18 protein-coding genes are annotated in these 20,399 nt (G+C 70.6%); 17 read left to right on the forward strand and 1 reads right to left on the reverse strand.

The genetic code is table 11. From position 1 onward, the window contains the following. The first annotated feature begins 40 nt into the window (after positions 1-40). From ACZ5GT_RS32120 to ACZ5GT_RS32150, 7 genes are all read left to right on the forward strand, one after another. A complete protein-coding gene (locus ACZ5GT_RS32120) occupies positions 41-1,162 on the forward strand; it encodes an ATP-dependent DNA ligase (protein WP_469033287.1) in 1,122 nt (373 codons plus the stop codon). A gap of 160 nt (positions 1,163-1,322) precedes the next feature. After that, complete coding sequence (locus ACZ5GT_RS32125; protein ID WP_469033291.1) at positions 1,323-2,099, forward strand: NPP1 family protein; 777 nt, start codon at positions 1,323-1,325, stop codon at positions 2,097-2,099. Positions 2,100-2,512: 413 nt separating this feature from the next. Further along, a complete protein-coding gene (locus tag ACZ5GT_RS32130; RefSeq protein WP_469033294.1) occupies positions 2,513-4,156 on the forward strand; it encodes an ABC transporter substrate-binding protein in 1,644 nt (547 codons plus the stop codon). Continuing rightward, positions 4,153-5,109, forward strand: coding sequence for an ABC transporter permease (locus ACZ5GT_RS32135; RefSeq protein WP_469033298.1), 957 nt, complete (start codon positions 4,153-4,155; stop codon positions 5,107-5,109). Before ACZ5GT_RS32130 ends, ACZ5GT_RS32135 begins: the two co-directional genes overlap by 4 nt. 17 nt (positions 5,110-5,126) lie before the next feature. After that, positions 5,127-6,053 carry an ABC transporter permease gene (locus tag ACZ5GT_RS32140; protein ID WP_469033301.1) on the forward strand — a complete coding sequence of 309 codons (927 nt, stop codon included), beginning with the start codon at positions 5,127-5,129 and terminating at the stop codon, positions 6,051-6,053. Then, entirely contained in the window at positions 6,050-7,756 is a 1,707-nt protein-coding gene (locus tag ACZ5GT_RS32145) for a dipeptide ABC transporter ATP-binding protein (RefSeq protein ID WP_469033304.1), read from the forward strand. The genes ACZ5GT_RS32140 and ACZ5GT_RS32145 overlap by 4 nt, the downstream gene beginning before the upstream one ends. Positions 7,757-7,867: 111 nt before the next feature. Next, entirely contained in the window at positions 7,868-8,995 is a 1,128-nt protein-coding gene (locus tag ACZ5GT_RS32150) for a peptidase C39 family protein (RefSeq protein WP_469033308.1), read from the forward strand. Here the strand turns inward: ACZ5GT_RS32150 and ACZ5GT_RS32155 are convergent. Continuing rightward, positions 8,967-9,509 (reverse strand): helix-turn-helix domain-containing protein, encoded by a 543-nt coding sequence (locus ACZ5GT_RS32155; RefSeq protein ID WP_360757284.1) that lies wholly within the window; start codon positions 9,507-9,509, stop codon positions 8,967-8,969. The genes ACZ5GT_RS32150 and ACZ5GT_RS32155 overlap by 29 nt on opposite strands. A gap of 433 nt (positions 9,510-9,942) precedes the next feature. Between ACZ5GT_RS32155 and ACZ5GT_RS32160 the strand changes: the two genes are divergently transcribed. The 10 genes from ACZ5GT_RS32160 (at position 9,943) to ACZ5GT_RS32205 (ending at position 20,342) form a co-directional block, all read left to right on the forward strand. Then, positions 9,943-11,274 carry a hypothetical protein gene (locus ACZ5GT_RS32160; RefSeq protein WP_469033312.1) on the forward strand — a complete coding sequence of 444 codons (1,332 nt, stop codon included), beginning with the start codon at positions 9,943-9,945 and terminating at the stop codon, positions 11,272-11,274. A 110-nt stretch (positions 11,275-11,384) separates the two neighbouring features. After that, positions 11,385-12,359 (forward strand): carbohydrate ABC transporter permease, encoded by a 975-nt coding sequence (locus tag ACZ5GT_RS32165; RefSeq protein WP_469033316.1) that lies wholly within the window; start codon positions 11,385-11,387, stop codon positions 12,357-12,359. Further along, entirely contained in the window at positions 12,359-13,330 is a 972-nt protein-coding gene (locus tag ACZ5GT_RS32170) for a carbohydrate ABC transporter permease (RefSeq protein ID WP_469033320.1), read from the forward strand. The genes ACZ5GT_RS32165 and ACZ5GT_RS32170 overlap by 1 nt, the downstream gene beginning before the upstream one ends. Further along, positions 13,327-14,439 carry a Gfo/Idh/MocA family protein gene (locus ACZ5GT_RS32175; protein ID WP_469033323.1) on the forward strand — a complete coding sequence of 371 codons (1,113 nt, stop codon included), beginning with the start codon at positions 13,327-13,329 and terminating at the stop codon, positions 14,437-14,439. The genes ACZ5GT_RS32170 and ACZ5GT_RS32175 overlap by 4 nt, the downstream gene beginning before the upstream one ends. 298 nt (positions 14,440-14,737) lie before the next feature. Further along, positions 14,738-15,523, forward strand: coding sequence for an SDR family NAD(P)-dependent oxidoreductase (locus ACZ5GT_RS32180; RefSeq protein ID WP_469033327.1), 786 nt, complete (start codon positions 14,738-14,740; stop codon positions 15,521-15,523). Then, entirely contained in the window at positions 15,520-16,680 is a 1,161-nt protein-coding gene (locus ACZ5GT_RS32185) for a CaiB/BaiF CoA transferase family protein (RefSeq protein WP_469033330.1), read from the forward strand. Before ACZ5GT_RS32180 ends, ACZ5GT_RS32185 begins: the two co-directional genes overlap by 4 nt. Then, complete coding sequence (locus tag ACZ5GT_RS32190; RefSeq protein ID WP_469033332.1) at positions 16,677-17,849, forward strand: extracellular solute-binding protein; 1,173 nt, start codon at positions 16,677-16,679, stop codon at positions 17,847-17,849. Before ACZ5GT_RS32185 ends, ACZ5GT_RS32190 begins: the two co-directional genes overlap by 4 nt. Beyond that, positions 17,846-18,301 (forward strand): MaoC family dehydratase, encoded by a 456-nt coding sequence (locus ACZ5GT_RS32195; protein WP_469033334.1) that lies wholly within the window; start codon positions 17,846-17,848, stop codon positions 18,299-18,301. Before ACZ5GT_RS32190 ends, ACZ5GT_RS32195 begins: the two co-directional genes overlap by 4 nt. Then, positions 18,298-19,473 carry an ABC transporter substrate-binding protein gene (locus ACZ5GT_RS32200; protein WP_469033338.1) on the forward strand — a complete coding sequence of 392 codons (1,176 nt, stop codon included), beginning with the start codon at positions 18,298-18,300 and terminating at the stop codon, positions 19,471-19,473. Before ACZ5GT_RS32195 ends, ACZ5GT_RS32200 begins: the two co-directional genes overlap by 4 nt. Then, positions 19,470-20,342 (forward strand): amidohydrolase family protein, encoded by an 873-nt coding sequence (locus ACZ5GT_RS32205; protein ID WP_469033340.1) that lies wholly within the window; start codon positions 19,470-19,472, stop codon positions 20,340-20,342. The genes ACZ5GT_RS32200 and ACZ5GT_RS32205 overlap by 4 nt, the downstream gene beginning before the upstream one ends. Positions 20,343-20,399: the final 57 nt, after the last annotated feature.

Below are 20,399 nucleotides of genomic sequence, written 5' to 3' on the forward strand. Positions count from 1 at the left end.
GGACGCGTGGCGGTGGGCGGGGGCGTCGAGATCTTCTGCCGTGACCCTGCCGCTGATCCCGCCCATGCTCGCCACCCCGGGCAGCCTGCCGCCCGCCGCGCAGGACGCGCGCTGGGCCTACGAGACCAAGCAGGACGGCCAGCGGGTGGTCGTCTACCTCGAAGGCGACGGCAGTGTGCTGCTGCGCGCCCGGTCCGGGGAGGACATCACCGCGGCGTATCCCGAACTGGCCGCGCTGGGGCGGGCGTTGGGCAGTACGTCGGCGGTACTGGACGGGGAGGTGCTCGCGCTGGACGAACAGGGGCGGGCGGACTTCCAGTTGCTGCAGTCCCGCATGGGTCTGGCGCACGCTCCGGGGCGCGCCGCGCGCCGGGCCGCACAGGCGCCCGTCCATCTCGTGCTCTTCGACGTCATGCATCTGGCGGGCCGCCCGCTGCTCGGGCTCCCGTACACCCGACGGCGCGGGCGCCTGGAGAACCTCGCCCTCGACGGGCCCTTCTGGTCGACGCCCGCCGCCCTCGTCGGGCACGGCGAGCAGGCGCTGCGCGCCACCCGCGAGCACGGCCTGGAGGGACTGGTCTGCAAGCGTCTGGACTCGGTGTACGAGCCGGGTGTGCGCTCCCGGTCCTGGATCAAGATCCGCAACATGCGCAGCGAGGACGTCATCGTGGGCGGCTGGCTGCCCGGCAAGGGACGTCTGGCGGGTCTGCCCGGCGCCGTCCTGGTCGGCCAGCGCGCCGCGGGACGCCTGCGCTACGTCGGCAGCGTGGGGACCGGATGGAGCGAGGCCGAGCGGTCGCAGTTGGCGGCACTGTTGCGGGCCGCCGCGTCGGAGGTGTGCCCCTTCGATCCCGTGCCTTCGGTGGCGGGGGCGCGCTGGGTGCTGCCCCGGCTGGCCGGCGAGGTCCGCTACAGCGTGCGCACCCGGGCGGGGATGCTGCGCCAGCCGTCCTGGCTGCGGCTCAGGCCCGACCTCGCGCCCGAGGACGCGGCGGCCGACCTGCCGACCGGTCTTCCCGACAGCCTTCCGGACGACCCGCCAGGCGGCCTCGCGGACGACCCGCCCGACAGCCTCGCGAACGATCCATCCGGCGGCCTCACGGGCGACCTCCCCGGCACCCTTCCGGACCTCTCCGACGACATTCCGGACGATCCCGCCTGACACCGGCGCGACACTCACCTGGCGGCACGCCATGACTCAAGTTTTGGGCAACGGTTCACCGCTGGTACGTGCGTGACCCCTTGGCTCGGAAGTGAAAAGCGGGGAAGCTGAACTCCCTTTTCCCCCACAGCCGTTGGGCTGCGCCCAAGAGGAGGACGCAGTGTCGTCAACGAAGTTCAAGGCGCACCGCAGGAGATGGCTGACCGGCCTGGCCGGCGCCGCCGCTCTGGTCGTCGCCTTCCCCGCCATCGCCTTCGCCGCCCCGCCCCAGGCGCTGCCCGCCAACGCGGAGGCCGCCGAGTTCACGTACCAGCCGGCGTTCGACTACGACACCGACGGCTGCTACTCGACCCCCGCCATCGGCCCCGACGGCACGATCAACGGGGGCCTGAAGCCGACCGGCGCCCTCAACGGCAGTTGCCGGGACGCCTCGGACCTGGACAACACCAACAGCTACTCGCGCTACAAGTGCAACAACGGCTGGTGCGCGTACATGTACGGGCTGTACTTCGAGAAGGACCAGGCCCTGGCCGGCAGCAGCATCGGCGGGCACCGCCACGACTGGGAGCACGTCGTGGTCTGGGTGCAGGACGGCCAGGTCAAGTACGTCTCGACGTCGAACCACGGCTCGTTCACCGTCCACGCGGCGTCCGACGTCCGCTTCGAGGGCACCCACGCGAAGATCGTCTACCACAAGGACGGCATCAGCACCCACTGCTTCCGGCTGGCCAACTCGGGCGACGAGCCGCCGGAGAACCACAAGGGCACCTGGCAGTACCCGCCGCTGGTCGGCTGGAACGGCTACCCCGCGGGCCTGCGCGACAAGCTGAGCGCGTACGACTTCGGCAGCGCCCACTTCGGACTGAAGGACGACAGCTTCGCCTCGCACCTGTCCAAGGCGCTGCCGTCCGGCATCACCTTCGACCCCAACGCCTGACGCGACAATCCCGACCGGGCGGCCGATCCGTCGGCCCGCCCCCTCCCTCCGGGCTCCCGGAGCCACCCCGGCTCCGGGAGCCCTGCTGTGCGCGGCACGGTGTAACGAGGGTCCGGCCCGTCCGGCCCGTTTGTTAAACCTGTGTGTCGGCTTGCCCCGCGCGGGCCCGGGCGCCGCTCCGGACCGCCCGCCGCCGACGCGTGCGCCCGCATCACGGATTTCCCTGCACAGTCGCGGAGTTGACCGCTCCGGCGGGGACGGACGCGGATCACGCGGCCTGCCAAGCCCGTTTCCGGGGCTCTCGCCTGCGAGCCGGCTCACAGATTCCGCTGGTGGCGGACCCGCGATCCCCGGGTGTTTACTAAGCCAACCCAATCGACCCATTCCAGTAGACACCCTGGACGGTACCCAGCATGCCCTTGACCCCAGGACCGGCTTTCTCCGGCCGACGCACCGTAATCAAGACCGCCCTCGCCGGGGCCGGCATGCTGTCGGCCTCGGCACTCCTGGGCGCGTGTGGTGCCCAGCCGTCGAAGAAGACGTCCCCCGACGCGGCCGCCACCATCGGCAAGGACACCGGCAAGCAGATCGGCCTCCTGCGGGTGGCCCTGCCCGGCTCCCTCTCCAACCTTTATCCGGGCCAGGAGTCCGGCATCCTCAACTACGTCGTGGCCGGCATCTTCCTGGAGGGCCTGTTCGGCGTCGATCCGTCCGGGCAGCTGGTGCCCGGCCTGGCGACCAAGGTGCGCCGGTCCGGCGCCAAGCGGTACGTCTACACGATCCGGTCCGACGCGAAGTTCCACGACGGCAGCCCGGTCACCGTGGCGGACATCCTCTACTCCATAGAGCGGGCCCGGGACACCGCGGCCTCCCCGAGCACCGCCGCCTACTGGGCGGACCTGGACACCGCCGAGCAGACCGGCGACCACCAGATCACCCTCACCAGCAAGAGCGGCAACGAGTCCTTCGCCTGGCTCCCCTCCAACGCCGACGCCCTGTGGATCCTCCCGAAGGCCACCTGGCAGAAGGCCAAGGGCAAGATCGGCACGGCGTCCGCGCTGCCGGTGGGATCGGGCCCGTACAAGGTCACCAGCTTCGCCCCCGACTCGCACGTGGAGTTCGAACGGGTGGACACCTGGTGGGGCACCGCCCCCAAGGTCGCCCGGATCCGCTTCGACTTCATTCCCGACGACAACACCCGGCTGCTGGCCTGGAAGGCGGGCAAGGCGGACCTCGCGCTCAACGTGCCGCCGACCGCCTCCCGCCAGTGGGAGAACGCCCCGCACACCCGGGTCGTCCACGCCCCGGACCGCTCCTACGTCGGGCTGACCTTCAACACCGCCGTCAAGCCGTTCGACGACGTGCACGTGCGCAAGGCCATCGCCCACGCCGTCGACCGGCAGGCGATCGTCCAGGACATCCTGCACGGCCACGGGACGGTCGCCACCGCCCTGTCCACCCCCGAGCAGTTCGGCGGCCTGTGGGGCCCCGCCGAGGCCACCCGGCGGCTCGCGGCGGTCCCGCAGTACGACCACAGCCTGGACCGGGCCCGGCAGGAACTGGCCAAGTCCTCCGTGCCCAAGGGCTTCACCGCGAGCATCTCCTACCCCAACACCGGCCCTCAGCTGGGCACCGCCGCGCTGGCGCTGGCCGCCGACCTGAAGAAGATCGGCATCACGCTGCACGTCAAGGAACTCGCCATCGAGCAGTGGCTCTCCGAGCTCGGCACCCACCCGGGCCTCGGCTACATGTGGTACTTCAACACCACCGGCGATCCCGGCGAGCTGGCCTCCTGGCTGCTCGGCGCGGACAATCCCGCCCGCTACAGCAACCGCCGGGTCACCACCCTGCTCACCGACGCGGGGACCGAGTCGGACCCGGCGAAGCGGGCCGGGCTGCTGATCCAGGCACAGAGCGCCCAGGCCGCCGACGTCGCCTACGCGCCGCTGTGGTGGGGCCAGTCGGCCGTCGCGCTGACCGACGCGGTGGGGCTGAAGAACTACACGTCCTACACCCTGCTGGGTGAGTGGCCGACCCGGGTGTACGCGGCGAAATGACCCGGCAGCTCCTCGCCTTCCTCGCCCGCCGCCTGGGCATGACGGTCCTGCTGCTGCTCGCGCTGTCCCTGCTGGTGTACGGGCTGATGTTCCTGGCGCCCGGGGACATCGCCCGCAACCTGCTGGGCACCAGGAACGTCACACCGCAGGCGCTGGCCGAGGTCCGCGCTCAGTACCACCTGGACAAGCCCTTCCTGTGGCAGTACGCGCACTGGCTGGCGGACGCGGTCAGGGGTGACTTCGGCGACTCCATCCGCACCGGCGCCCCGGTCGGCCGGATGATGCGCGAACGCCTCGGCCTGACGGCGGCGTTGTCCGCGCTGGCCTTCCTGCTGTCGGTGCTGGTGGCGGTCCCCACCGGGGTGGTCGCGGCACTGCACCGGGGCGGCCGGCTGGACCGGGCGCTGGTGGGCTGGTCCGTGGTCGGGATCAGCGCCCCCGGGTTCGCGGTGGGCCTGATCCTGCTGTACGTGTTCGCGGTCGACCTGGGCTGGTTCCCGGTCTACGGGACCGGCACCGGGTTCCTCGACGGCCTGTGGCACCTGGTCCTGCCCGCGGTCACCCTCGCCCTGGGCCTGGGCGCCTTCGTGGTGAAGCTGACCCGGGCCGCGGTGGCCCGCGAGCTGGACGAGGACTACGTGGTCTTCGCCCGCAGCCGGGGCCTGGGCCGCGCCAGGGTGCTGACGATCGTGCTGCGCAACGCCGCCATCCCCATCCTCACCAGCCTGGCACTGATGGTGGGTTACCTGTTCGGCGGCACCCTGCTGGTCGAGGTGACCTTCGCGCTGCCCGGCCTGGGCGCGCTGCTGGAGCAGTCGGTGCTGTTCAAGGACTTCCCCGTGGTGCAGGCGCTCACCGTGCTGGTGGCCGTGGTGATCTCGCTGACCGCGCTGCTGGCCGACCTCGCCTACCTGGCGGTCGACCCGCGGATACGCACCCGGATGGCGCGATGAGGAGCCCCGTGAGAACCGTGAGGACAGTGAAGACGCCGAAGAGGCCGAAGACGGCGGAGACGACAGCGACGACGGAGACCGGGAAGTCCGCGAAGTCCGCGGAGACGCCGGAGACGCCGGAGACCGTGCGGACCCGCCGGCCGCTCGCCCCCGCCTTGTCCGCCCTGCTGCTGGTGGCCGCCGCGCTGTGCGCGGCCCTCGGCTCGCTGATCGCCCCGCACGCGCTGGACCAGGACCTCTACACCGGTGTGGTGGGCGCCGGGGTGGAGGGCCATCTCCTCGGCACCGACCAGCTGGGGCGCGACATCCTGCAGCTGTCCGTCGCCGGGGCGCGCTCGGCGCTGGTCGGCCCGGTGCTGGTGGCGTGCGGCTCGATGCTGCTGGGAGCCGGGCTCGGCCTGCTGGCCGGCTACCACGGCGGAGTGCTGGGCGCGCTCGTCGGCCGCTACGCCGATCTGGTGCTGGCGCTGCCCGCGGTCCTGCTGGCGGTGGTGGTGGCCGGACTCCTCGGCGGCGGCTACTGGGTCACCGTGGCCGTCCTGACCGTGCTGTTCTCCCCCTCGGACGTGCGCCTGGTCCGGGCCGCCGTGCTGGAGCAGACCACCCGCCCGTACATCGACTCGGCGCGGCTGCTGGGCATCGGCTCCTGGCGGATCATGGTCCGGCACATCCTGCCCAACATCGCGCCCACCGTCGTGGCGAACGTGCTGCTCAACGCGGCCTTCGCGCTGGTCGCGCTGTCCTCTCTGTCCTACCTGGGGCTCGGCGCGCCGCCCGGCGCCCCTGACTGGGGCAGGCAACTGGCCGACGGCCGTGAACTGCTCGGCGACAACCCGCTCGCCTCGATCGTCCCGGGAGTGCTCATCATTCTCACCGCGACCGCCGTCAACCTGCTCGGTGACTGGGTCTTCGAGCGTCTGGACCGCTCGGTGGCCCTCCGATGAGCGCGCCGCTGCTCTCGGCCCGCGGGCTGCGGGTCACCGGCCCGCTGGGCACCGTCGTCACCGACGTGGACCTCACCGTCGAGCACGGCCGCACGCTGGGCATCGTCGGCGAGTCCGGCTCCGGCAAGTCCCTCACCGTGAAGGCGCTCAGCGGCCTGCTGCCGCGCGGGCTGACCGCCACCGGCGCCATCGAGCTGGACGGCGAGGCGCTGGACCCCGACGGCTCCGCGCCGCAGTGGCGCCGGATCCGCGGCTCCAGGATCGCCGTCCTGCCGCAGGACCCGTTCACCTCCCTCTCCCCGCTGCACCGCTGCGGCACGCAGATCGGCTGGGCCCTCGCCGACCGCCGCCTCCGCGCCGGACGGGTGACCGAATTGCTGGCCGAGGTGGGGCTGCCCGCCGAGGTGGCCCGCCGCCGCCCGTTCGAACTGTCCGGCGGAATGCGCCAGCGGGTGGCCATCGCCGCCGCGCTGGCCGGGGACCCCGACCTGCTCGTCGCCGACGAGCCGACCACCGCCCTGGACGTCAGCACCCAGGCCGAGGTGCTGGACCTGATCGCCGGGCTCCAGCGCACCCGGCGGATGGGGGTCGTCCTGATCACCCACGATCTCGCCGTGGCCCGCAGCCGCTGCGACCGGATCATGGTGATGTACGCCGGGCGTGTACTGGAGGAGGGGCCCGTCGCCGACGTGCTGGAGCGTCCCGCGCACCCCTACACGGCGCGGCTCGCGGCCTGCGACCCGCCGCTGGACGTGCGGCTGGCCACCCTGCCCACCATCCCCGGAGCGGTGCCGCCGCCGCACACCGTGGGCAGCGAGTGCGCCTTCGCGGTCCGCTGCGCCCTCGCCGTCGACGCCTGCCGCACCACCCGGCCGGAGACGGTCGAGGTGCGGCCCGGCCATCTGGCGTCCTGCCTGCGGATCGGGCAGGCCGACCCGCGACCGCCGGTCACCGAGGCGCCCGAGCCGGAGCTCGCACGGGAGGAGGCCGGCCCGGCGCTGACCGTCCGCGGACTCAGGCGGCGCTTCCCGGGCGCCGAGCAGCCCGCGCTGGACGGAGTCGACCTGACGGTCCGTCAGGGCGAGGCGGTGGCGGTGGTCGGCGAGTCCGGCTCCGGCAAGACCACGCTGGCGCGCTGCGTCGTCGGCCTGGAGCAGCCCGACGAGGGCAGTGTCGAGTTTCCCGGCGCCCCGGCCGGGCCGCAGCGGGTGCAGATCGTCTTCCAGGACCCGTACTCGGCGCTCAACCCCGGTCTGACCGTCGGCGCTTGCCTGCGGGAGGCGCTGGCCGCGGCCGGCCGCCCGGCCTCGGAGGTCGCCGGACTGCTCGCCCTGGTCGGGCTGCCCGCCGAGCACGCCCGCCGCAGGCCCCGGGCGCTGTCCGGAGGAGAGCGGCAGCGGGTGGCCATCGCCCGGGCGCTGGCCCCGCGGCCGAAGGTCCTGATCTGCGACGAGTCGGTGTCGGCCCTGGACGTCTCCGTGCAGGCCGGGGTGCTCAACCTGCTCTCCGGGCTGCGCCGCGACCTGGGGCTGACCCTGCTGTTCATCACCCACGACCTCGCCGTGGCCCGGCAGGTCGCGGACCGGGTGCACGTCATGCACCGGGGGCGTGTGGTGGAGAGCGGCCCGGCGCGGACCGTGCTGTCCGCGCCCACCCATCCCTACACCCGGCGCCTGCTGGCCGCCCGGCCCGCCGCCCACTGACCGCCGTCACGCGCGGCCGCAGCCGGGCCGCGCCGGGCGCCACCAGCGCACCGAGCGTGCCGAACGCATGGAGCGTGCCGATGCGCCGAACCGAGAAACGAGGAACAACCCGTGTCCGTGCATGTCGATGTGCTGCCGGTGACCGGCGCCGTGGCCGAGGTCGCCGACGGGGTCGGCGACCTGCCCGAGGAACTGCTGCGGCGCTGGGACCGGCGCGGCGGCGTCCAGGTCGCCACCCTGGCCACGGCCCGGCGCGACGGCGAACTGGTGGGCGCCGCCTACGAGGTGCACCGCCCGCTGACCGCCTACCGGAAGATCGTCGACGTCTGGGCGCCGGAGCCGCACGTGGAGCGGCTGCTGGTGGAGACCCTCGAGGAGCGGGCCTGGCGCGAGGGCGCCGTCGTGGTCAAGCGCGAGTTCCGGGCCCGGGACGAGTCCTGGTCGCGGTCGCTGGAACGCGGCTGGACGGAGGTGCCGGCGCCCCGCTGGGCCGGGCCGGTGGCCGGACCGCACCGGCCCGGGACCGTCTTCGGCCAGGTGCGCCGGCGCGGCCGGGCGCCCCGCCGGACGGTGCCGTACATGCGGCAGACCACCGACTTCACCTGCGGGCCGGTGGCGCTGCAGATGGGCGCGTCGGCGCTCGGGCTGCTCGGGGAGCCAACCCGGGAGGAGGAACTGCGGCTGTGGCGCCGCGCCACCACCGCGGACGGCTGCGACCCGCTGGGGCTCGCCCTGGCGGCGGCCGACCTCGGCGCGGCGCCCGAGGTGCTGCTGTCCACCGAGCGGCCCGTGCTGCTCGAACTGTGCCGCACCGACGAGGAGCGTGACCTGCGCGCCTTCGTCCAGCGGGGTTTCCGCGCGGAGGCGGCCGAGCGCGGACTGACCGTGCGCACCGAGCCCTTCGGTCTGGACACGCTGCGCGCCGCGCTCGCCGAGGGGGCGGTCGCGCTGGTGCTCATCGAGGAGTTCGGCATGCACGACGAGAGCTGCCCGCACTGGATCGTGGTGCACGACGTGGACGGCGACGTCTTCCACGTCCACGACCCGTGGACGGACGCGCACTTGGGCGAGTCCTACCTGGACGCGCAGGACCTCCCGCTGCCCGCCGCGACCCTGGACCGGCTGGCCTGGTACGGCAGGCCCAGCTACCGGGGCCTGGTGCTGCTGCACGGCCAGGACGCCGCCCGCCGATCCGAGGGCCGGCCGTCACTCACTCCGAGGGCATCGACAGCACCGTGACCAGCCGGACCGGCCGCCCGCCGGCGACGTACCGGTGCTCGGCCTCGCCGGAGAAGCGCACCGCCTCCCCCGTGCGCAGCGGCACCGACCACTGCCCGACTTCCAGCGTCACCTGCCCGGACACCACGTAGGTGAACTCGTCGGATCCGCGGCCGTGCGGGGCGCTCTCATGAATCTCCCGGGCGGCCAGCGTCGCCTCGTACAGCTCGATCCGGCGCCGGTCGGGGCTGGAGAACAGGGTGCGGGTGCCTGCCTCCACCGCATGGGCCGGGAGCACCTGGGGCTCGTACAGCGGGACGCGGATCAGCTCGGCGAAATCCAGGCCCAGGGCGGCGCTGACGGCCGAGAGCACCTCGATGGTGGGGTTGGCGACGCCCCTCTCGAGCTGGGACAGCAGCGCCTTGCTGACGCCCGCCCGGTCGGCCAGGTCACGAAGGCTCAGTTCCTGGGCGTGCCGGGCGTACCGCAGGTTGGCGGCGATCGCCGAGCGCAGCCGCTGTGTCGCGTCGTTCATCCCGACGTAAGCTACACGGCCCCGCCTGCCGGAGTCCCCCGGCCCGGGGTCCGACCGCCCACCTGATGAACCCTCTCCGCGCCCGCCTCGCCCGGACCTCGCCCGGTCCTCGGACGCCCGTCGGGCCGCGAGCGACCCGGCAAGCCGTCTGCCGCGCGCTGTCCGCGGCACGGGCACCAAGTCGAGTGACGCCATCAGCGTGCCCGCCCTCGCACCGCTCCGGGTCGGCGGAGATCCGAAGAGCCAGTCAGGCCAGTCAGGCCAGTCAAACGATTGATCACGCGCCCATCTGCGGCCTAACGTTTACGTAACATCAACTTAATGCGGCAGATCAAACGATTGCCCTGTTGCTGATTCCCGGTCTAGCGTTTGCGCAACTCACCGCCCGCTCACTTCTCGTGGCGATGACCCGAGCCCCAAAGGAACAATCCTCATGAAGCCAGTTCGTGCTCGTCTCGGGAAGAAGCACCTGGTCGCGGCCGCTGTAGCGATGAGCTCCATGCTCTCGCTGGCAGCCTGCGGCAATGGTGCCTCCAGCTCTGCCGCCAAGCAGACCGACACCGGGGGAAGGATCACGGTGTGGGTCGACCCGCCGCGTGTCCCCGCGGCGGAGGCGTTCAAGAAGGCCCACCCCGAGGTGCCCATCACCATCAACCAGATCGACGGCACCGTCGGCGGGAAGTCGCTGCAGCAGCAGTTCGCGCAGTTCAACCAGGCCGGAAAGGGCTGGCCGGACGCGATCTTCTTCCCTTCCAACGACGACATCGCCTGGGCGACCGGCGCGAAGATCGACTACGCCGCGGATCTCACCAAGCTGCTCCCCAAGGTCATCAAGGGCTACAACCCGGCGGTGATCGCACCCTGCGACATCGACGGCGCGATCCGGTGCCTGCGCAACGACGCTGCCCCCGACGTCTTCTGGTACGACAAGAAGTTCTTCGATAAGAACGGCTACAAGGCGCCCGCCACCTGGGAGCAGTACGCCGATCTCGCCGTCCGGATCGCCAAGGAGCACCCCGGCAAGATCAGCGGCTTCACGGGCGACGCGTACGCTCCCGACCGCTACCTCTGGGCGAGCGACTGCCCGACCAACGACCGGCTCTCGGAGACCAAGGTCCACATCGACCTCGACGACCCGAAGTGCCGGCGGGCCAAGAGTCTGCTGACCAAGCTCGTCAAGGGCAAGGCCGTCTCCACCGCCGGCATCTTCGACGCGGACGCCGCCAAGTCCGGCAAGAACCTCGTGATGAGCCCCGGAGCCGTGTGGTGGGGCGACTACCTGTTCCGCCAGACCTGGAAGATACCCGCGCGTCAGATGACGGCCGTGCAGCCGCTGAAGTGGAACGGCGAGAGCACCCCCGCCACCGGTGACGAGGGCGGCGGACTGTGGGGCGTGTCCAGTCACATCAAGGGCAAGGAACTCCAGAACACACTGAAGTTCGCCGAGTTCGTCGCCACCGACCCGGCCTGGCAGGTCGACCTGTCCACCGGTCTTCCGGCGTACGGCCCCGTTCAGGACGCCTGGATCGCCAAGCAGGAGAAGACGAACTACTTCGCCGACAACAAGACGACGTTCGCCGCGATGAAGTCGGCCATCGGCTACGTTCAGCCACGCCACGCGTACATGCTGTACAACACCGGCAGCGTGTGGACCGAGAAGATGGCAGCCGACCTCGTGAACGGCGCCGACGTCGACTCCGCCTGGAAGAAGTTCGGCGATGAGCTCGACAAGCAGGCGAAGGCGATCGGATACACCGTCCAGTGAGTCTCCGGTGGGGGCCGGCCGATTCGGCCCCCACTCCGGACGTCGAGCGTGTGACACACCGTCGCCACCCGCCGTCGTCCACCACCCCGCAACACTTGAAGGAGTCGAGCATGACCACGGGTGTGACGGAGAAGCACGTGGCAGTAGCCCCTGCCGAGGAACCCGTCCGAACACCTCTTCGGCGAACCAGAGGCTCACGCCCGGCCGAAAGCCGGGGCGCCTGGCTCCTGATGGCCCCCTACTCCGTACTGCTGCTCGTCGCCGGTGCCATTCCGATCGGCTACGCGATCGAAACCTCTCTGCAGAAAGCACCGACGGACCTCAATCCGGACGCCGGCTTCGGCGGCATCGACAGTTTCCGCTCGGTGGTCACCGACTTCCGATTCGTGGACACGTTCGTCAACATTCTCTCCGTCCTGGTGGTCTGGCTGCCGATCATGATGATCGGGATCGTCGGTCTGGCGCTCCTGCTCCACGCCAGTCCCGGCCGGTTCGGCGCCACGATGCGTTTCCTCTACTTCATCCCGGGTGCGCTGGCGGGAATCGCCAACCTCGTGCTCTGGGTGTACCTCCTGAACCCGAGCCAGTCGCCGATCGAAGGCCTCTGGCACGCGATGGGGATCACCACCATCAAGCAGGCCGTGGTCGCACCCCATCAACTGCCGGTGATTCTCGCGGCCATGATGTTCTTCCAGGGCGCCGGGTCCTGGATCATGGTGGTAAACGGCGGTCTCAACGGGATTTCCGAGGAAATACTCGAGGCCGCCCGCCTCGACGGCGCCAACGCCTGGCACCTCGCCTGGCACGTGAAGCTGCCGATCATCCGCCCGTGGGTCGGCTATGCCGCGCTGATGAATCTGGCTTACGGATTCCAGCTCTTCCTCGAGCCCCAACTGCTCGACCAGGTCGCGTCCAACGCGTTGCCAGATCAATGGACGCCCACGCAATTGGGCTACGCGTTCGCGTTCAGCAATTTCAACTTCCCGGCCGCGGCCGCGATGTCCTTGATCCTCCTGGTGATCACCCTTGGGATCGGACTGGTCATCGTCTTCCGCAGCGGCCTGTTCGGCAAGGAGGACCGCTGATGAGCACATCGGCCGCAGCCGGAGTCAGATCGGCAGAGCCCGTACGCGGCTCGTCACCGCGGCGCCAGGGCGGAATCGCGACCTGGAGCGCGGGCCGACTGGCCCGGGTGGTCACGATGCTCTTCGTCGCCGCCCTGTTCGTCGTTCCCATCGTGGGCTTCATCGCGATGGCGTTCCGCTCCAACGACCACGTCCAGGCGGGAAGCGACGGCTTTCTCGGTCTGGCCGGCGTCTCCTGGCAGAACCTGAAGTACAACTGGTCACAGGTCGATGCCTTCGGACCCGACGGTGGACTCTTCACCCAATGGATCCTCAATTCGCTCACCGTGAGCGTCGGCGGCGCCGCCATCGGCCTGGCCGCGGCACTTCCGGCCGGTTATGCGATGGCCCGGCTTCGCTTCCGTGCCCGTCGGGCGATGCTGCTGATCACGCTCGTCACGATGGTCATGCCGAACACCGTGCTGGTCATTCCGCTGTTTCTCGAAGTGAACGCGGTGGGGGCAATCGGCGAGTTGTGGCCGGTCGTCGTGATCATGGGTTTCTTCCCGTTCGGGGTCTATCTCTCCTACATCCACTACATCACGGCAATGCCGGGTGAACTGGTCGAGGCAGCCCGCATGGACGGCCTCGGAGAGCTGTCGATCTTCTTCAGGATCGCCGTGCCCATTTCCAAGCAGGCCGCTGTACTCGTCACCTTCTTCGCGTTCGTCGCCAACTGGACCAATTTCTTCCTGCCCCTCGCACTGCTGTCTTCCGACCAGTCGAAGAAGACCGTCTCCACCGGCCTGCAGGATCTCATCGGCTCCAGTCCCCTCTTCAATCCGACGGTGGCCGCCGGTCTGAACGTCAAGCTGTACATGCCGCAACTGGCACTGGCGACCTTCCTCAGCATGCTGCCACTGCTCGTCATCTTCCTCGGGGCACAGAAGTACCTCATCCGCGGCGAGGCTGTCGGGGCGGTGAAGGGATGAGCGAGTGGCAGACCACCCCGGATGTGCCCGAATTCCATCCCCACCCGGGGTACACCTTGACTCCGCCGCGTGATCCACGCCCGATCGTGATCGTCGGCGCCGGCGGAATCGTGCGCGACGCTCACCTTCCCGCGTACAAGAAGGCGGGCTTTCCGCTGGCTTCCATCGTCGACCGGCGCCCGGAGGCCGCCCGTGCGCTGGCGGACGAGTACGGCATCCCTCACGTGTACAGCCATGTGGCCGACGCGGTCGCCGCAGCACCCGACGGCGCCGTCTTCGACCTGGCGATCCCGCCGGAAGCACATGTCGAGGTCCTCGAGTTGTTGCCCGACGGCGCACCCGCGCTGATCCAGAAGCCGCTCGGCAATCACCTCCCCGAGGGAGTGCGCACCCGAGAGGTGTGCCGGCGCAAGGGTCTGGTGGCCGCCGTCAACACGCAACTGCGGTTCGCGCCCTACGTCGCCGCCGCACGTGAGCTGATCGCCTCCGGTGCGATCGGAGAGCTCTACGACATGGAGATCCGGGTCTGCGTCGAGACGCCCTGGGAGATGTTCCCTTACGTCCTGGAGCTCGATCGTCTCGAGATCAACATGCACAGCGTGCACTACGTCGATCTGATCCGCTCCTTCCTCGGCGACCCCACCGGCGTCTCGGCGGTCACCGTGCGCCACCCGCGCAAGACCCATGCCAACAGCCGCTCCGACATCGCCCTCCACTTCGGCGGCCGGCCGGTGCGAGCCGTCGTCTCCACCAACCACGACCACGTCTTCGGCCCCCGCTATCAGGACAGCTTCATCAAGTGGGAAGGCACGGCCGGTGCGGTCCGTGCCCAGATGGGACTGCTGCTGGACTACCCGACGGGCGGCCAGGACCTGCTCGAATACGCCCTGGTCGACGAACCCGAGGCCGGCTGGCGGCCGCTGCCTTTCAGCGGCTCGTGGTTCCCGGACGCCTTCATCGGGTCGATGGGCGTCCTGCAGCGCTTCCTCGAAGGATCCGTCGACTCCCTGCCGACCTCGGTCGAGGACGTCTTCCGCACCATGGCCGTCGTCGAGGCCGCCTACCGGTCGGCCGAGTCCGGCGGCGAGCCACCGCCGTACGACGCCTGAATTCCGACTTGCCACGTGACTCTCACCGAAAGACACCGATGAAACTCGCCCGCCTCGGTCCCCGAGGATCCGAAATTCCCGTCATCGCCGGCGATGGCGGAACCTGTCTCGATCCGCGCCCCGCCACCGGGGGCAGGCCGCGGCAGCTCCCCGGCGCCGGAAGCTCCGGTTTTGGCAGAGCCGGTGGTTCTCACGAAGGATGGCTCCACGATCGCGGGTCCGTTCGCCTGGGCGACGGCGACGTCGTCGAGTTCCCGGTCAGCGGCCTCGGCGCCGCCCGGCAGACCTTCGAGGCGGCATGAGCGGCGAGTACGACGGCCTGGTCGCGGCAGTGACCGGCGGTGCGGCCGGTATCGGGGCCGCCGTCGCGGAAGAACTCCGCCGCCGGGGCGCCCGGGTAGCGGTACTGGACCTCGACGTGTCCGCCGTCCCCGCGCACCTGACCCCGGCGCTCTGCGACGTCACGGACCGTGCGTCCGTGTCCGCGGCCATCGCCGGAGTCACCCAGGAGCTCGGCGGGCTCGACGTCCTGGTCAACAACGCCGGCGTCAGCGCCGTAGGCACCGTCGAGGACAACGACGACGCCGAGTGGGCGCGGGTTCTGGACGTGAACGTGACCGGCATGGCCAGGGTCACCGCGGCGGCGCTGCCCCACCTGCGACACTCCCGGCACGCGGCGGTCGTCAACCTGTGCTCGATAGCGGCGCTCAACGGATTGCCCCAGCGTGCGCTCTACAGTGCCTCGAAGGCCGCCGTACTGGGTCTCACGTACGCCATGGCCACGGACCACGTCGGCGAGGGCATCCGGGTGAACTGCGTCAGTCCCGGCACGGTGCACACAGGGTTCGTCGACCGAATGCTCCAGGGCTTCCCCGACCCGGTGGCGGAGCGGGCCGCTCTCGACGCGCGGCAGGCCACCGGCCGCATGGTCACCCCACAGGAAGTGGCGGCCGCCGTGGCCTACCTCGCCAGCCCCTTGTCCGGATCCACCACCGGCACCGCCCTCGACGTCGACGGTGGCGTCACACACCTGCGCGTTCGGTCCGTACAGGCCGTCGCCGCTTCCCGGGGGGAATCCCAGTGACCGACTTCGGACTGCCGCTCGAAGGCATCACCGTCCTCGACTTCAGCCAGTTCCTCGCGGGTCCCGTCGCCGCGCTGCGATTGGCGGACCTCGGCGCACGCGTCATCAAGATCGAGCGTCCCGGAACCGGTGACCTCGGCCGGCGACTGGCGTTCGCCGGACGCATGGCAGGCGACGACAGCATGTCCTTCCACGCCATGAACCGGAACAAGGAGAGTGTCACCGCCGACCTGAAGGACCCCGACGACCTGGCTTTCGTCCGCGGCCTCGTCCGCGAGGCCGATGTGGTGATCCAGAACTTCCGGCCGGGAGTGATGGAGCGCATCGGCCTGGACTTCGCCTCGGCCTCACAGCTCAATCCCACGCTGGTGTACGGCAGCGTCAGCGGATACGGAGACCACGGCCCGCTCAAGGACCGGCCGGGGCAGGATCTGCTGGCCCAGGCTGTCTCCGGCATCCCCTGGCTCAACGGCTCGGCCGACGACCCGCCGGTGCCGATCGGCCTCGCCATCGCCGACCACCTCGCCAGTTGCCACCTCGCGCAGGGCATCACCGCGTTGCTGGTGCGGCGCTTCAGGGACGGACGGGGCGGCCTGGTCCAGACGAGCCTGCTGGAATCACTCCTCGACCTGCAGTTCGAGCTTCTCACCACCCGGCTGAACGACCCGACGGTCACGGTGCGGCGCAAGGGACCCCGTTCCGCGCACGCGTTCCTGTCGGCGCCGTACGGGATCTATCCCACGAGTGACGGCTGGCTGGCCATCGCGATGAATCCGGTTCCCGCCCTCGGCCGGCTGCTCGACATACCGGAACTCGTCGAGATGACGGATCCCGCGACCTGGTGGGAGCGGCAGCAGGAGATCGAGGATCTGCTCTCGAAGCGGCTGGCCGCCCGCACCCGCGACGAGTGGCTGGCCGTACTGGACCCCGCCGATGTGTGGTGCGCTCCGGTGCTGACTCAGGAGGAGCTGCTCGGCCACGAGGGATTCCGGGCCATCGCGATGACCCAGCGGCTGAACCGCGAGGGACTGGACCTGACGACGACGCGCAGCCCGATCCGCCTCGACGGCCGCCGTCTGCTGAGCGACCGCCCGGCTCCGCGGCTCGGCGAGCACAACCACGTACTTCGCGAACGCGGGACGGGAGTGACCGCATGACCAGGTTGCGCGGCATGACATGGGAGCACCCCCGTGGCTACGACTGCCAGGTGGCGGCGGCCGAGGAGTACGCCAGATCGACCGGCGTCCAGGTGGTGTGGGAATTCCGCTCGCTGCAGGCGTTCGCGGACGCGCCTCTGGAGGTGCTCGCCCGCGAGTACGACCTGCTGGTCATCGACCATCCGCACGTGCCGTTGGCGGCGCACGAGAACCTGCTCGCACGGCTCGACGGCTGCGGGCACGACCAGGAGCTGGCAGCCCTGGCGGCCGCGTCGCTGGGCGCGGCCCACGGCACGTACGCCCATGACGGGCACCAGTACGGCCTTGCCACGGACTCGGCCGCGCAGGTCTCGGTCTTCCGCCCCGACCTCCTGCCGAGGCGGCCGGAGACGTGGGACGAAGTGCTGGAACTGGCGAAGCGGGGCAAGGTCCTGTGGCCGGCCAAGCCCATCGACGCGTTCTCCACCATGCTGACGCTCGCGGCCAACAACGGGACCCCGGCCAACGCCGTCCCCGGCACGTTCCTGTCCGAGGAGGAGGCGGCGCCCGTACTGGAGCTCATGCACCGGCTGACCGAGCACGTCCCCGAGTGGTGCCTCGACGCCAATCCCATCAAGGTCGCGGAAGCACTCAGCACACAGGACACCTGGTTCTGCAGCCCGCTCTCGTTCGGCTACACGAACTACTCCCGCACCGGCTTCAGGCCGCACCGGCTGCGGCACGCCGACATCCCCCGCGGCCCGCGTGGCGTCGCCGGGTCGCTCCTCGGCGGTGCCGGGGTCGCCGTGTCGGCGCTGTCCCCCCATCTGGACGCCGCCCGCGCCTACGCCTTCTGGGTGGCCTCACCCGAGGTGCAGGCCGGCGTCTACTACGACGCGGGCGGCCAGCCCGGCTACGCACCGGCCTGGGACGACGACCGCCTCAACGCCGACTCGTGGGACTTCTTCAGAGGCACGAGGCAGACCCTTGAGCAGGCGTACGTCCGCCCGCGCTACGCCGGCTACATGGAGTTCCAGGACACCGTGTCTCCCTGGGTGACGCAGGTCCTGCGCGGGGAGCTGACCGACGCCGAGCTGATCCGCCGCAGCTCACATCTTGCCGAGCTGCTTCTCACCGCGGAGGACGGGCAGCGCTTCCAGGCTTCCGAGACCATGAAGGAGATGTCATGAGGACCGAAGACCGCTGGTTCGAGGACTACCGGATCGGTGAGTCCCGCACCTCCGTGGGACGCACCATCACGGAGGCCGACATCGTTCTCCACGCGGGCCAGACCGGTGACTTCTTCCCTCACCACATGGACGCGGAGTGGACGGCCACCCAGCCGTTCGGGCAGCGCATCGCTCACGGCACGCTGATCCTCTCCGTCGCGGTGGGGATGACCGCGGGCGACATCAATCCTCAGTCGATGTCCTACGGATACGACCGCATCCGTTTCATCAAGCCGGTGTTCATCGGTGACACGATCACGGTCACCGCCGAGATCACCGAGAAGGCCGACCACCCGAAACTGCCCGCCGCGTACGGCTACGTCCACGAGAAGGTCACCGTGGTCAACCAGCGCCGTGAGACCGTCCTCGTGCTCACTCATCTCTACCTGACCAACAAGAGGACCGACGCGTGACCGATCGTCCGTTGCGGCTGCTCGGCCGTGACTTCGCGGGATTTCGTGGGGCCGTCACCGCCCACTCCTTGGCCTGGCCCGCGGGCACGGTCACGGCACGGTGGGTGGAGCTGCGAGTGCTGCGGGAGTCCGTCCTGCGCCAGGACACCGACGCGGAACTGCTGCTGGTGCCCGCCGACTGGTTGCCCGCCCTCGCCGCGCGCGGCGCGATCACCGGCCTGACCGGTCATCTCGCGCGGCAGCGGCCCGAGGGATGGCCCGACGCGTGGTCGGCGTCGTTCCTCGAGGGCGTCTCGTTCTCCGGTGACGTGTGGGGACTGCCTTTCCACGACGGCCCCCAACTGCTGTTCACCCGCACCGACCGGTATGCCGCCCACGGCCTGACGCCTCCCGCGACGTGGGCCGAGCTGGCCGAACACGCCGCTCGGCTGCACGAGCCCGGCCGCTGCGCCGGAACCGTCCTCGCCGGCGCACCCGATGGCCACAACAACGTCTACGACTTCGTCGTCCACCTCTGGCGTTACGGAGGTGACCTGTTCGGCGACAACGGTGTGCTGCTGGACGGACAGCCCGCTCGGCGCGCTCTGTCCTTCATGCGGGAACTCGTGACGACCGTCGTCGACCCCGGCGCCCACGCGCTCGACAGCGCCGGCAGCGGAGTGGAGTTCGCGGAGGGCCGGGTGGCGGTGACCGTCAACTGGGCGGGCTTCGCGGCCCTGGCGGCGGACGGTCCGGTGGCAGGGCGGTTCGACACCGCGGTGGTCCCCGCTCACGACACCGGGGAGCCGACCACCACCGTCAACGCCTTCTGGGCCTTGGCGGTCAGCAGCCGCTGTGACCGTCCGGTGCTCGCCTGGGACTACCTCTGCCACACGGCGTCCGCCGCGATGGACCGCGCCACCAGCCAGGCCGGAGCCTCGGGTGTCCGGAAGAGCACCTGGACCGACCCGGAGGTGCTGGCCCGACGGCCCGAATACCGGCTTTTCGAGGCCGCCCACGCGCACTCCAGACCACTGCCGCGCGTCCCTGAGCTCGTGGAGGTGGTGGAGATCCTCAACGGGCTCGTCGACGCCGTGGTGTGGCGCGGTGAGGAAGCCGGGCCGGCACTCGCGCGTGCCCACGCCCGGATCGAGGACGAACTGCGGGCCTCTCGCAGGAAAGGCATTTCATGATCATCGACGCTCACCAGCACGTGTGGGACCTCGACCGTGCGCCGTACCCGTGGCTGGGACCGCACGTTCCCCAGTGGAACCGGACGTTCACCTTCGAGGAGCTCCAGCCGGACCTCCGTCGCAACGGCGTCAGCGCGACCGTCATGGTGCAGTCGGCCGACAACGACCAGGACACCGACCACATGCTCGCGGTCGCCGACGAGCATCCGGAAGTGGTCGGCGTCGTCGGATACGTCCCCCTGGAGAAGCCCGGGGAGGCGAGCGCGCGGCTGGCGGAGCTGCGTACGGACCGGCGCGTCGTGGGCATCCGCAATCTGACCCACGACCGCCCCGATCCCGACTGGATCCTCCGCCCCGACGTGGACGAGGGACTGAGCATGCTGGAAGCCGCCGGCATTCCGTTCGACTACGTGGCGGTGATCCCGCGACACCTGGAGCACGTCCCCGTGCTGTCGGAGCGGCACCCCGAGCTGAACATGGTCATCGACCACCTCGCCAAGCCCCCGATCGGCCGCACGGACGTCGAGCCGTGGTGGAGCCTGCTGGCAACCGCCGCGGAGAACCCGCGTGTCTGTGCCAAGATCTCCGGTCTGTACCCGGGCGAGGCACCGGACCGATGGAACGCCGACGCCATCAGGCCCTTCGTCGAGCACGCGCTGGAGGTGTTCGGGCCGTCCCGGCTGATGTACGGCGGTGACTGGCCCATCTCGGTCGCGGCAGGGGGCTACAACCGCGTCTTCGACGGTGTCACGCAGGCCCTTCAGGGGGTGGCCCGGCAGGACCGGGACGAGATCCTGTCAGGTACCGCGCGCCGCTTCTACGGCCTGGACGACGATCTGCTCGCCGCCGCCGTGGCGCGGAGCAGCTGACAGGTCGTCCCCTCTCCCCCGCCGGTGATCCGCCTGGCCATGAGATCGCTCATGGCC

This window comes from Streptomyces sp. NPDC031340 (genome assembly GCF_055569945.1).